Genomic DNA, 12,148 nt, shown 5'->3' with positions numbered 1-12,148 from the left:
GGTGCGCCGCCCTGCGGCGCCGGTACGAACGGCCCGTCGCACCGCGGCGGCAGGAGACAGGAGGCGGCGGCGTGGCCCAGGAGTATCCGGCGGACGAAGCCCGTCCCCGAAGGCGCGGTCGCAAGCTGCTCGTCGGCCTGGTCGTCCTGCTCGTGCTGGTGGCGGTGCTGCTGGTGATCGCCGACCGGGTGGCGGTCGGGGTGGCCGAGCGGGCCATCGCCGACCGGGTGAGCCAGGAGGTCACCAAGCAGGGCGCGCAGTCCGCCGAGCCCGACGTCGAGGTCGGCGGGACTCCGTTCCTCACCCAGGTGCTGGACGGCCGCTACCAGCGGATCTCCATCAAGCTGCGGGACGTGCAGGCCTCGGTGGAGGGCGACGCCGTGCGGCTGCCGGTGTTGGATGTGGACGCCCGTAACGTGCGGGCGTCACTGGACACCCTGCGCACCGGTCAGGGCGACGTCGTGGCGGACACCGTCGACGGCACCGGCACGATCAGCTACGACAGTCTCGCCGCGTTGCTGGACCGACCCGGGCTCACCCTCGGCGAGCAGGGCGGCAAGCTCACCGTCACCGCCCCGGTCGACATCCTCGGCCAGAAGCTCACCGTCAGCGGCACCGCCGACGTCACCGTCGCCGAGAGCGGTGCCGTCGCCCTGCGTTTCAACGATCTGGACGCCGCAGGCCTGCCGAACCTGCCGCTGGCCCGCACCCTGCTGAACAACTACGCCAAGGGCATCTCCGTCGACGTGCCCCTGCCCGACCTGCCGTTCCAGCTCGCCGTCCGGGAGGTCCGGCCGCTGCCCGAGGGGCTCGCGGTCACCGCCGACGCGAAGAACGTGCCGATCAACTCCGCGGGTTGAGCGCGCCGCCGGCGATCAGATGCCGGCCCTGCCTGCCGCCCGGGCGATTCCCGGATGCTGGTCGACCCGGTGGCAGCCCCGTCACTGGCTGGTAGGCTCTGTGGCCATGGGGACCCACCTCACCAAACGGCGCGCGGTCGACCTGTGCCGCGTGGCCACCTGCCTGTGTCGCCCCGTCATCTGACGGCGGGGCTGTTTCCGGCCGCCTGACGGCGGCCACCGGCACGCAGGGTCCTTGCACCCTCCGGTGATCCCACCGAAAGCCCGGCAGCGGCGCCGTCGCACGAACCCGTGATCCCGTCCTTCCGCTGGGTCCCCCGCGTGGTGCGACAGTTCAATCCATCGATCTCGCGCGTTGGCTCACCATCCATCCTCACCAGGGAGTGATTCGATGAGTCGCGACACCGCACTCGTTTCGGCCGAGTGGGCCGAGAAGAACCTCGACGCCCCGGGCGTCGTCTTCGTCGAGGTCGACGAGGACACCTCGGCCTACGACACCGGCCACATCGCCGGTGCCATCAAGATCGACTGGAAGATCGACCTGCAGGACCAGGTCCGCCGGGACTTCGTCAACAAGACCCAGTTCGAGGCGCTGCTCTCCGAGCGGGGCATCAGCAACGACGACACCGTCATCCTGTACGGCGGCAACAACAACTGGTTCGCCGCGTACGCCTACTGGTACTTCAAGCTCTACGGCCACCGCGACGTGAAGCTGCTCGACGGCGGTCGCAAGAAGTGGGAACTGGACGCGCGCCCGCTCGTCACCGAGACGGTGACCCGCGCGGCGACGCAGTACGTCGCGCAGGAGCCGGACACCTCCATCCGGGCCTTCCGCGACGAGGTCGTCGCCGCGATCGGCACGAAGAACCTGGTCGACGTACGCAGCCCCGACGAGTTCGCCGGTCGGCTGCTCGCCCCCGCCCACCTGCCGCAGGAGCAGGCGCAGCGGGCCGGTCACATCCCCACCGCGATCAGCGTCCCGTGGTCCAAGGCGGCCAACGAGGACGGCACCTTCCGGTCCGACGACGAGCTCCGCAAGATCTACGGCGACGCCGGCCTCGACGACGGCAAGGAGACCATCGCCTACTGCCGGATCGGTGAGCGCTCCTCGCACACCTGGTTCGTCCTCCAGGAGCTGCTCGGCCACCGCAACGTCAAGAACTACGACGGATCCTGGACCGAGTACGGCTCGCTGGTCGGCGTGCCGGTCGCGCTCGGCGACGAGCCCGGGGAGGCCTGACGATGACCGCTCCCACCGCTGCGGGTTGCGCCGCACCCGACCAGGCCGCGCCCCTGCCGGCCAGCCTGGACCTGGAGAAGGAAACCGTGATCACCGGCATCGTCCGCTCGGCGGCGGACGAGGCGGTGCCGGGCGCGTACGTCCGGCTGCTCGACTCGACCGGCGAGTTCACGGCCGAGGTGGTCACCTCGGCGGCCGGCCAGTTCCGGTTCTTCGCCGCGCCGGGTGCCTGGACGCTGCGGGCCCTGTCCCGGCACGGCAACGGCGACACCGCCGTCACCGCCGGCCGGGGCATCAACGAGGTCAGCGTCACCGTCGCCTGACAACCCACCCTCCGCTCGGCCGGGGCCGTTCACCCGCGAGGGTGAGCGGCCCCGGAGGTTTCGCCTCAGATACCGGTGGCGTCTGCGCCACCGGCGCCGTGTCCCTGGCGGTGCTCAATGCATAACGCCGGTCAGTGCCTGGTCAGTGACGCGGCGCTATCCTGATCGCGGGTCGGCCCCCCAGAATCCATCGGCATGCGTCACTATCGTCGGGTGGAAGTCACGCTCAATACGGTTGGTGCGGGTGGAGGCGGCGTGTCCGGTGAAGAGGTCCCGATCGTCGTCTGCGTGAGTGCGGACGTCTCGATGCGCGAGCGGGTGGTGCGCCAGCTCGACGGGGTCGGCCCGGTGGTGAGCTGCGCCGACCTGACCGAGCTGCGGGCGATGTTGCTCCCGTCGCCGCCCCGGGGTGCGGCCCTGACCATCGCGCCCGTAGGCCCACCCGCGGCCCAGCATGGGCCGGTCAGCTGGGGTGAGCTGGTCGTCGACCGCGCCGGTCACCTGGTCACCTGGTGTGGCGATCCGCTCCCGCTCACCCGCACCGAGCGGGAGTTGCTCGCCCGGCTGATCGGCCCGCCGCTGGTGGTGTGGAGCTACGAACAGCTCTTCGCAGCCATCTGGAACGGCGCGTACCTGGGGGACACCGCGATCCTGCACTCCGCGGTCAAGCGACTCCGGCACAAGCTGCGCGCCCTGCCGGGCGGGCCGCGGGTGCACACCGTGCGGGGGGTCGGCTACCGCATCGATCCGCCGCCCCGGCCCGCCTGACCGCCAGCGCGCCCGACTCCGTCGATCGCCGTCGGACCGCCCGTGACACCATGGCCGGGTGAGCGGAGCTGTCCGGACGGGGTGGGCCCCGTCGACCGGTCCCGCCGCCCCGGCACCTGCCTGGCGGCGGCGCTGGCTGCTGGTCGCGACCGCGGTCTGGGCCGTACTGCTGGCCGTGCTCGCCTGGACGTCGGTCCGCGACGACGCACCGACCGTGCGGGAGCAGCGCTCCCTCGACCAGGCCGGTCCGGTGGTCGACCGGGCGGTCGGAGAGCTGGCCCGGGCGTCCGGCGCGGCCGGGCTGCTGGAGCTGGGGCCGGCGCGGGTCGAGTCAGGCTGCCGCGTCACCCCGTTGGCCGACGGCGCCACGCTGCGGCGTGAGGTCGGCGTGCTCGCGGCCGTCGGCACCGAGCGGGCCGTGCTGTCCGGGATCGCCGATCGACTTCCCGCGAGCTGGCGCGCCGGGGTCGGGCCCGGGCTGGACGGCCCGGAGCTGCGCGCCGACGCCGGGGAGTTCGTCGCCGTCGAGGGCCGGCCGACCGGGGACGGTCGGATCCGCCTGACCGTGGACACCGGCTGTCGGCCGGTCGGCTCCGGCTACGCGCCGCCGCCGGCCACCGACGCCGGCCCGGAGGCCACCGCCCTGACGGCCGCGCTGCGAGCACTCGGCCAGCCTGCCGACGCCGCCCCGGAGCTGGTCACCGCGCCCTGCCCGGGCGGCGTGCTGGCCCGTACCGCGCGGTCCGCCGCCGGTCCCGGCGCCGCCGGGTCGGCCGGCGGGCTCACCCCGCTGGCCGGCGGCGCCCCACTGCTGGACAACCCTCCGGTGTACGCGTACCGCGCGGGCCCGGTCACGGTGCTGGCCGAACTCACGCCGGACGCCGCCCGGCTGGCCGCCACCGTCGGCTGTCCGGGCTGAGCCGGGCGCCCCCGGCAGGGTCAGCCGCCCGGCGGCTACTCCGGGTCGCGGCTGCGGCCCAGCGCGTCGATCCGACCCCACCGGCCGGGAATGTCCAGCAACTCGACCCGGCCCAGGCCCGGGGGCACGGCCGGATCGATGATCAGGTGCTCGCCCTGCGGCTCCAGCCCCAGCATCACCCGCAGCAGCAGCAGCGGGGTGCCGGTCGACCAGGCCTGCGGGCTGCACGCGGTCGGGTACTCCACCGGGTAGTCGGTGAGGTCACGGGCGTAGCCGGCGAACGCCTCCGGCAGCCGTCCGCCGAAGTAGCGCGAGGCGGCCAGCATCGCGCTGCAGATCTGCCCGGCCTCGTCCCGGAAGCCGTACCGCCACAGCCCCCAGGCGATGATCGAGTTGTCGAACGGCCAGACGGTGCCCACGTGGTAGCCGATCGGGTTGTACCGGCTCTGGTCCTCGGCGAGGGTCCGCACCCCCCAGCCGGAGAACAGTCGCGGCCCGAGCAGGTGTTCGACCACCTTGCCGGCCCGGGACTCGTCGACGATGCCGCTCCAGAGCAGGTGCCCGATGTTCGACGACAGCGCGTCGACCTGCCGGCCGTCGGCGTCCAGGGCGAGCGCGAAGTACCCGCGGTCGGCGATCCAGAAGTCGTGGTTGAACCGCTGCTTGAGGGTGGCCGCCTCCCGTTCCAGCCGGTCGGCGTAGGCCGGGTCCCCCCAGAACGTCCGGGCCAGCCGGGCGGCCCGCATCTTCGCGTCGTACGCGTAGCCCTGCAACTCGCAGGTGGCTCGGGGAAAGCCGGGCATCCGACCGTCGGCGTACGAGATGGCGTCCCAGGAATCCTTCCAGCACTGGTTCTTCAGGCCGGTCTCCGGGTTGCGGGTCTGATACCAGAGGTAGCCGGTGCCGAGCAGGTCACCGTAGGTGTCGATCCAATTCAGTGCCGCCCGCACGTGCGGCTCCAACCGCCGGACCAGTTGGGCGTCGCCGGTCCAGCGCTCGTACTCGTCGAGCAGGATGATGAACAGCGGCGTCGAGTCGGCCGACCCGTAGTACGGCGAGTGTGGCTGCTCCTCGAAACCGGCCGTCTCCCCGTATCGCAGCTCGTGCAGGATCTTGCCCGGCTCCTCGTCGCGGAAGTCGTCCACCCGGTGCCCCTGCAACCCGGCCAGCATCAGGATGGTCGGCGGGATCAGCTCCGGCAGGAACGGCAGCACCTGCAACGAGGTGATGATGCTGTCCCGGCCGAACAGGGTCATGAACCACGGCAGCCCGGCGGCGAGCAGCCGTACGCCCAGGGTGATCGACTCGTAGCGCAGCGCGGCCAGGTCGTTGAGGCTGCGCCGGTACGCCCCGGCCAGCGGCTCGCAGTCGCAGCCGAGCTTCGGCGCGCGGTCGATCAGCTCCTGCTGCTCGGCGCGGATGACGTCCGCGCTACGGCTGCCGCCGTACGGCAGGGTGGCCCGGATGTCCTCCCCCCGCGCCCCGTACACGATGGTGGACACGTGCAACCGGGTCTGCCACTCGCTGTTGGGGGGGATTCGGATCCGGAAGGTCATTCCGGCCGCGTCGACCGTTGCCGGCATGCTGGAGCTGATCACCGTCTCCCGGTGGAACGCCTCCCGCCGGTACGTCAGCCGCAGCTCGTTGTCGGCCGCCGTGACCGTCGTCCGCCCCCGCTTCTGCCGGGCGTTCTTGATCTCGAACAGGTCGGCGAAGTCGGCTCCCATCTCCATCCGTACGGTGAACTCGACCTCCTCTCCCGCGTGGTTCAGCACGGTCAGCACCTCCTCGAAGCTGCCGACGATCGCCCGGTTGCGGATCACCGATGTCTTGGCGTCGAGGTAGTGGGTGGGTTCGCCGGGAGCGAGGAAGAACTTCGTCCGGTACGACTCGGAGTCGTCCATCGAGAGGGTGTGCAGCCGCTCGCCGTTCACGGTCAGCACCCAGTTGGACAGGAACCGGGTGTCGAAGGAGAACAGCCCGGTCGGGAAGTCATAGGACGGCTCGATGTCTCCCGTCCGGTCGCTGACCAGGAAGGTGTTGCCGTCCAGGATGCTGACCAGATCCTTCACGCCTGCCGCCCGGCCTGCTTCCGGGCCACCTCGCGCGGGTCGCGGGTGCCCGGCGGGTCGGGGAAGAACCGCCGAAAGGCCAGGAAGAGCACCACGTTCCCGCTGAACGTGCTCTCGTTGCGCAGCACCGCCGCGACCCCCTGGGCCTCGCCGGTCACCAGCCGGTCGAACAGGGCCGCGCTGCTGTACCAGATGGCGTCGGCCGGCCCGCGGTGACGGCTGACCTGGACCGATCCCGGCCGCATCCGAACCAGCCAGTGCTCGGTCGCGTCGTCGGTGGTGAGGTCGATCTGAAGGGTGCCGTCCGCCAGGCCACCGAGGACCGCCGGGGCCCGCGCCGGCAGCGATTCGAAGAACCTCTCCGTCACCTCGGTCACACCCGAATCGTAGGCAGCCGTCCGAGATGTCGGGTCGGTATCCGCACTCCGCCCCGACCGGCCGCCGAGGCGTGCCGCCGGTCAGTAGACCAGCGCCTGCGCTCCCTCGGCCAGGGACTCCTCGACGAAGACCGCGGCGCCGGCGATCCGGACGCCGGGCAGCACGTCGTCCGGTCCGATCTCGCGGCGGGCCGCGCACTGGGTGCAGGCGGTCACCCGGCCACTGGTCAGGATGACGTGCAGCAGCTCGGCCAGCGGCGCCGAATGTGGCAGCTCGAACTCCTGGGCGCGGCCGGGCAGCGCGAACCAGGTCGACTCGCCGGTCAGCCAGAGCGACACGTCCACCCCGGCCGCGACCGCGGTCGCGGCGACCGTGAACGCCTGTGCGCACCGCTCCGGGGCGTCCGCCCCAGCGGTGGCCTTGACGACGAGAGAGCGGGCCATGGGGCCCAGCATAGGATGGCCGGGATGGTTACCGAGATCGGGTTCGTCAGCCTGCTGGTCGCCGGCCTGGGCGGGCTCGCCGGTGGCCTGGTCTACCTCGCCGTACGCATATCGAGAGGACGTTGGTGACACTGGTGAGCGACGAGAACCCGCTGCAGCCCCCGTGGCTGAACGCGCCGCCGGTCGACCCGTACCCGTTCGAGGAGAGTCACGACCTGCGGGTCGGTCCGAAGCTGCACCCCGCGCTGGACGGCCTGCTGCCCTACATCGGGCTGTGGCGCGGCCGCGGCAAGGGCGGTTTCCCCACCATCGAGGACTTCGACTACGCGCAGGAGATCCGGATCAGCCACGACGGTCGGCCGTTCCTGCACTACGAGTCGCGGGCCTGGATCCTCGACGAGCAGAGCCAGCCGGTCCGCCCGGCCGGGCGCGAGGTCGGCTGGTGGCGGCCGGTGCTGGTGGACGGCCGGGCCACCGACGAGCTGGAGGCCCTGCTGACCACCCCGAACGGGGTGATGGAGCTGCACCTCGGCAAGCGCACCGGCACCCAGGTCGAGTTCGCCACCGACGCGGTGGTCCGGACGGCGACCGCCAAGGAGGTGACCGGCGGGCAGCGGCTCTTCGGCATCGTCGAGGGTGCGCTGCTCTACGCCCAGGAGATGGCCGCGATGGGGCACCCGCTCAGCGCTCACCTCTCCGCCCGGCTCGTTCGGGTCGGCGGCTGACCCTCAGGCGACGGCGAAACCCAACAGAGCGTGCAGGGCGGGGGTGCGCGGGGACCGGTCCCGGCGTACCCCGTCCAGGGTGCGCACCTCGGTGATCCCGCGCACCGATGAGCTGAACCAGATGCCGTCCGCGTCGTGCAGCTCGGCCAAGGTGACCATCCGCTCGGCGGCGGTCAGGCCCAACTCGCCGGCATGGCCCAGCAGCCAGGCGGCGGTCGTGCCGGGCAGGATGCCGGTGGTGGCGGCGGGCACCGTGCAGAGCGTGTCGCCGGTGAGCCACACCACGTTCGCGGTCGGGCCCTCCAGCGCGTAGCCGTCCGACGAGATCCAGAGCACGTCGTCCACCCCCGCCCGGTTGGCCCAACGGCGGGCGGCGCTGTTGACCGCGTACGAGGTGGACTTGATCCCGGCCGGCAGCCAGTCCAGCCCGGTGCGCGCGTCGGCGGGCACCCCCAGCGGCAGGGTCGCCACACTGATCCCGTTCCGGCGGGCCGCGCGGGACGACGCCGGCACCTCGGCCAGGGTGGCGTAGACGGTCGGTGGGCCGCCGGCCTCCGGGCCCCGGGTGCAGACCAGCCGCAGAGCCCCCTCCACCTGCGCCGGCCACCCCGCGCACACCGTGTCGAGCAGCTCGATCAGCGCGGCGGCGGATGGCAGGGGCAGCTCGACGGCGGCGGCCGCCGCGGCCAGCCGGGCGAGGTGCTCGTCGCGCAGCCACGGCCGGCCCCGGCGCAGATGCATGGTCTCGAAGAGGCCGTCGCCGCGGAGCACCCCGAGGTCGTCGCCGCGGAGCACGGGCTCGCGGGCTGGCACCGGGCCGTGTCCGAGCATGGCGATCCGCGCGGTCGTATCGGCCGCGACCTTTCCGACGGACGACAGCACCATGACCGTCGAGCGTAGCGGCGGTCCGTCGGCGTGCGGCGGTCGGCATGGTTGCCGAACTATGATCGGACGGTGTCCGAATCCTCCCTCGCGGAAATGCTCCGGGCCCGTGGGCTGCGGCTGACGGCCCAGCGGCAGCTCGTCCTCCAGGCGGTGCTCGATCTGGGCCACGCCACCCCGGAGCAGGTGCACACCGCGGTCCGGGAGGTCGCCGCCGGCGTCAACATCACCACCATCTATCGCACGCTGGAGCTGCTGGAACGGCTCGGCCTGGTGACCCACACCCATCTCTCGCACGGCTCGCCGACCTACCACGCGGCCGGTGAGCACCAACACGTCCACCTGGTCTGCCGGGAGTGCGGCGCGATCGACGAGATCGATCCGGAGCTGCTCCGTCCGCTCGCCGACCAGTTGGCCGCGCAACGGGGGTTCCGGGTGGACATCGGGCACGTGTCGCTCTTCGGCGTCTGCGAACGCTGCGAGAACGGGGACCAGAAATGATCGACATCGCGGGAGCGGTGGCCGTCGAGAGCATCGACGAGGCCAGCCGCGACCAGCCGGAGCCGGCGCACGCCGCGGCCGGCGTGCGGGGGGTGGCCGCGCACTACGGTGACCCGCTGCGCGAGCAGCGCATCCTGGACACCGAGGTCGGCCTGGTCGACCGGTCGCACCGGGGGATCCTCGCAGTGCCCGGGGAGGAACGGGCCGGTTGGCTGCACACGATCACCTCGCAGCACCTGGCGACGCTGGCCGCCGGCGAGGGCACCGAGCTGCTGGTGCTCTCCCCGCACGGGCACGTCGAGCAGCACGCCCTGGTCGCCGAGGACGGCGAGACCACCTGGCTGGACACCGAGCCGGGCGCGACCGCCGACCTGCTGGCGTACCTGGAGAAGATGCGGTTCTTCAGCAAGGTCGAGCCCCGCGACGCCACCGGCGAGCGAGCTCTGCTGTCGCTGGTCGGGCCGGCGGCGCCGGACGCGCTGGGCACGCTCGGCGTGACCGGGCTGGCCGCACCGGACCTGGTCGCGGTGCCCGGTCCGAAGTTCGCGGCCGGCGCCGTGCCACCGCGGGCGAGCGTTCGGTACGACGTACGGCCGCTGCCCGTCGGCGGCTGGGCCCGGCGCGGCCCGCTCGGGGTGGATCTGCTGGTCCCGCGATCGGCGATGGACCAGGTGGTGGCGGAACTGCGCGGCGCGGGCGTGCCGGTCGCGGGGCTCTGGGCGTACGAGGCGATCCGGGTGGCCGCCCGGCGACCCCGGGTCGGGGTGGACACCGACCACCGGACCATCCCGGCGGAGGTCGACCTGATCGGCCCGGCGGTGCACCTGGACAAGGGCTGCTACCGGGGGCAGGAGACGGTGGCCCGGGTGCACAACATGGGCCGACCGCCGCGCCGCCTGGTGCTGCTGCACCTGGACGGGGTGACCACCGACCAGCCGCCGACCGCCGGCACTCCGGTGACCCTCGACGGCCGGGCCGTCGGCTTCGTCGGCACCGCCGTGCTGCACCACGAGCTCGGCCAGATCGCGCTCGCGGTGCTGAAGCGGAACGTCCCGGAGGACGCCGCGCTGCTGATCGGTGCGACGGTGGCGGCGATCGACCCGTCCTGACCGGGCCGTCTAGGATCGCCGGCATGACGACAGGGACGTTGATCACGGTGGCCCCGACCGGCGCGGAGTCGGCCAAGGCGGAGGTGCCGGCGCTGCCGGTGACGCTCGACGAGCTGCTGCGCACCGCCAAGGAGTGCGAGGCGCTCGGCGCCGCCGTGATCCACGTCCACATCCGCGACGACGCGGCGCGGCCGACCCTCGACCCGGTGCGCCTGCGGGAGACGGTCGCGGCGCTGCGGGAGAGCACCGACCTGATCGTGCAGCTCTCCTCCGGCGGTGCGGTGACCGACCCGGAAGCCTCCCGACTCGCCGTGCTCGACGCCGCGCCGGACATGGCCTCGTGCACCATGGGCACGGTCAACTTCGGCGACGACGTCTTCCTCAACCGCTGGGAGTTCATCGTCGACCTGCACACCCGGATGCAGGAACGCGGAATCGTTCCGGAGTACGAGATCTTCGACCTCGGCCACCTGTCCGCGTTGCAGCGGCTGCTCGGCAAGTACGGACCGCCGGCCGGAGGGCATGTGCACGTCGACTTCGTGATGGGTGTGCCGGGCGGCATGCCGGGCACCACCGAGACGTTGGTGGCGGCGCACCGGATGCTGCGTGACCTGCCCGAGGGCACCACCTTCTCGGCCACCGGCATCGGCCGCAGCACGATTCCGGTCATGCTGACGTCGCTGTCGACGGGCGGGCACCTGCGGGTCGGTATGGAGGACACCGTGACGTACGCCAAGGGCCGCCCGGTGGAGTCCAACATGCAACTGGTCGCCCGCGCGGTCGGTTTCGCCCAGCTCGCCCAGCGTCCCCCGTTGACCACCGCCGAGGCCCGCGAGCTGCTGGGGCTGTAAGGCCGAGCCCGTCCGGCGCCCCTGTCACCCGGGCGGTGGACGACCAGGTCACCCCGCCGACGGGCACCTCCGGACCGTCGGTACCGTCCAGCACGTGGGAAAGACGTACGAGGGCGGCGCGCCGCTCGCCGAGGTGGTCCGGTCCGGGTTCGTCGAGGGTATGCACCGCGGCTCGGTGGTGGTGCTGGACGCCGTCGGTGTGCCGGTGGCCGCCGCCGGGGACGTGACCGCACCGATCTTTCCCCGCTCGGCCAGCAAGCCGATGCAGGCGATCGGGATGCTCCGCGCCGGCCTGCCGTTGACCGACCCGGCCGACCTGGCGCTGGTGTCGGCCAGCCACGCGGGTGAGGAGTTCCACCTGGCTCGGGTCGGCGCGTTGCTGGACCGGGCCGGGTTGGACGCCTCGGCCCTGCACTGCCCGCCCGACCTGCCGGTGGGGGCGGCGGCCCGCGAGGCCGTGCTGCGAGCCGGTGGCGGCCCGACCCGGGTGCAGATGAACTGCTCCGGCAAGCACAGCGGCATGCTGCTGACTTGCCAGGCGGCCGGGTGGCCGCTGGACGGCTACTGGCGGCCGGAGCACCCGTTGCAGCAGCGGCTGCGGGCGGCCATCGAGGAGTTCACCGCTGAGCAGGCGGCAGCGGTGGGAGTGGACGGCTGTGGAGCGCCGGTGCTGGCGGTGTCGCTCACCGGCCTGGCCGGGGCGTACCTCCGGCTGGTCGAGGCCGAGCCCGGCTCGGTGCCGCGTGCGGTGGCCGATGCCATGCGCGCCCACCCGGAGATCGTCGGCGGCACCCGGGCCGACGACACCCGGCTGATGCGCGGCGTACCGGGCCTGCTGGCCAAGGTCGGCGCCGAGGGCGTGATCGCGGTGGGGCTGCCGGGCGTCGGCGCCGTCGCGCTGAAGATCGACGATGGCGCGGACCGGGCCAGGATGCCGGTGCTGGTCTCCGCGCTGCGCCGGCTCGGCGTGGACGCTCCGGTGCTGGCCGAGTACGCCGAGATGCCGCTCTTCGGCGGCGGCGTCCCGGTCGGCGCGGTCCGCCCGCTCTGGTGACCGCCAACCCGCCGGTCCGGTGT

Annotated in this window: 16 protein-coding genes; 12 read left to right on the top strand and 4 right to left on the bottom strand. The window is 72.9% G+C overall.

Translation table 11 applies throughout. The features are described 5' to 3' along the window. Nucleotides 1-71 precede the first annotated feature (71 nt). From ACWD6N_RS18000 to ACWD6N_RS17975, 6 genes are all read left to right on the top strand, one after another. Complete coding sequence (locus tag ACWD6N_RS18000) at nucleotides 72-860, top strand: LmeA family phospholipid-binding protein (RefSeq protein ID WP_354963569.1); 789 nt, start codon at nucleotides 72-74, stop codon at nucleotides 858-860. Nucleotides 861-879: 19 nt separating this feature from the next. Then, on the top strand, nucleotides 880-1,044 hold the full coding sequence (locus tag ACWD6N_RS17995; RefSeq protein WP_450004986.1) for an Ms5788A family Cys-rich leader peptide: 165 nt from the start codon (nucleotides 880-882) through the stop codon (nucleotides 1,042-1,044). Nucleotides 1,045-1,251: 207 nt separating this feature from the next. Next, the gene (locus ACWD6N_RS17990; RefSeq protein WP_354963570.1) at nucleotides 1,252-2,100 is read left to right on the top strand and encodes a sulfurtransferase; all 849 of its coding nucleotides are present in this window, start codon (nucleotides 1,252-1,254) and stop codon (nucleotides 2,098-2,100) included. 2 nt (nucleotides 2,101-2,102) lie between these two features. Further along, on the top strand, nucleotides 2,103-2,423 hold the full coding sequence (locus ACWD6N_RS17985; protein ID WP_089018777.1) for a DUF1416 domain-containing protein: 321 nt from the start codon (nucleotides 2,103-2,105) through the stop codon (nucleotides 2,421-2,423). 255 nt (nucleotides 2,424-2,678) lie between these two features. Continuing rightward, complete coding sequence (locus tag ACWD6N_RS17980) at nucleotides 2,679-3,191, top strand: winged helix-turn-helix domain-containing protein (protein WP_354963571.1); 513 nt, start codon at nucleotides 2,679-2,681, stop codon at nucleotides 3,189-3,191. Between the two features lie 58 nt (nucleotides 3,192-3,249). After that, complete coding sequence (locus ACWD6N_RS17975; RefSeq protein WP_354963572.1) at nucleotides 3,250-4,110, top strand: hypothetical protein; 861 nt, start codon at nucleotides 3,250-3,252, stop codon at nucleotides 4,108-4,110. A gap of 35 nt (nucleotides 4,111-4,145) precedes the next feature. Here the strand turns inward: ACWD6N_RS17975 and ACWD6N_RS17970 are convergent, their stop codons facing one another. From ACWD6N_RS17970 to ACWD6N_RS17960, 3 genes are all read right to left on the bottom strand, one after another. Further along, nucleotides 4,146-6,182 carry an amylo-alpha-1,6-glucosidase gene (locus tag ACWD6N_RS17970; protein ID WP_354963573.1) on the bottom strand — a complete coding sequence of 679 codons (2,037 nt, stop codon included), beginning with the start codon at nucleotides 6,180-6,182 and terminating at the stop codon, nucleotides 4,146-4,148. Continuing rightward, complete coding sequence (locus tag ACWD6N_RS17965) at nucleotides 6,179-6,559, bottom strand: SCP2 sterol-binding domain-containing protein (protein WP_354963574.1); 381 nt, start codon at nucleotides 6,557-6,559, stop codon at nucleotides 6,179-6,181. The genes ACWD6N_RS17970 and ACWD6N_RS17965 overlap by 4 nt, the downstream gene beginning before the upstream one ends. 81 nt (nucleotides 6,560-6,640) lie before the next feature. Further along, on the bottom strand, nucleotides 6,641-7,015 hold the full coding sequence (locus ACWD6N_RS17960) for a DsrE family protein (RefSeq protein WP_387324435.1): 375 nt from the start codon (nucleotides 7,013-7,015) through the stop codon (nucleotides 6,641-6,643). A gap of 12 nt (nucleotides 7,016-7,027) precedes the next feature. Between ACWD6N_RS17960 and mtfM the strand changes: the two genes are divergently transcribed. Then, the gene (mtfM, locus tag ACWD6N_RS17955) at nucleotides 7,028-7,132 is read left to right on the top strand and encodes a small membrane protein MtfM (RefSeq protein WP_030327764.1); all 105 of its coding nucleotides are present in this window, start codon (nucleotides 7,028-7,030) and stop codon (nucleotides 7,130-7,132) included. Between the two features lie 5 nt (nucleotides 7,133-7,137). After that, nucleotides 7,138-7,728, top strand: a complete 591-nt coding sequence (locus ACWD6N_RS17950; protein ID WP_354963576.1) for an FABP family protein — start codon at nucleotides 7,138-7,140, stop codon at nucleotides 7,726-7,728. Nucleotides 7,729-7,731: 3 nt separating this feature from the next. Here ACWD6N_RS17950 and ACWD6N_RS17945 read toward each other — a convergent pair whose 3' ends face one another. After that, the gene (locus tag ACWD6N_RS17945) at nucleotides 7,732-8,613 is read right to left on the bottom strand and encodes an aminotransferase class IV (RefSeq protein WP_354963577.1); all 882 of its coding nucleotides are present in this window, start codon (nucleotides 8,611-8,613) and stop codon (nucleotides 7,732-7,734) included. A 69-nt stretch (nucleotides 8,614-8,682) separates the two neighbouring features. Here ACWD6N_RS17945 and ACWD6N_RS17940 point away from each other — a divergent pair, with 69 nt between their 5' ends. The 4 genes from ACWD6N_RS17940 to ACWD6N_RS17925 all read left to right on the top strand — a co-directional run bounded on the left by ACWD6N_RS17940 (nucleotide 8,683) and on the right by ACWD6N_RS17925 (nucleotide 12,125). Continuing rightward, nucleotides 8,683-9,111: a Fur family transcriptional regulator gene (locus tag ACWD6N_RS17940; protein WP_089018784.1), complete on the top strand. Its 429-nt coding sequence runs from the start codon at nucleotides 8,683-8,685 to the stop codon at nucleotides 9,109-9,111. Beyond that, on the top strand, nucleotides 9,108-10,220 hold the full coding sequence (ygfZ, locus tag ACWD6N_RS17935) for a CAF17-like 4Fe-4S cluster assembly/insertion protein YgfZ (protein ID WP_387324439.1): 1,113 nt from the start codon (nucleotides 9,108-9,110) through the stop codon (nucleotides 10,218-10,220). Before ACWD6N_RS17940 ends, ygfZ begins: the two co-directional genes overlap by 4 nt. A 23-nt stretch (nucleotides 10,221-10,243) precedes the next feature. Beyond that, nucleotides 10,244-11,071, top strand: coding sequence for a BKACE family enzyme (locus ACWD6N_RS17930; RefSeq protein ID WP_354963579.1), 828 nt, complete (start codon nucleotides 10,244-10,246; stop codon nucleotides 11,069-11,071). A 94-nt stretch (nucleotides 11,072-11,165) separates the two neighbouring features. Next, nucleotides 11,166-12,125, top strand: coding sequence for an asparaginase (locus ACWD6N_RS17925; RefSeq protein ID WP_354963580.1), 960 nt, complete (start codon nucleotides 11,166-11,168; stop codon nucleotides 12,123-12,125). Nucleotides 12,126-12,148 lie beyond the last annotated feature (23 nt).

This window comes from Micromonospora sp. NPDC005163, assembly GCF_053599835.1.
Note: the sequence above shows the minus strand (reverse complement) of the source record. Positions and strands in the feature narration are given on the sequence as shown.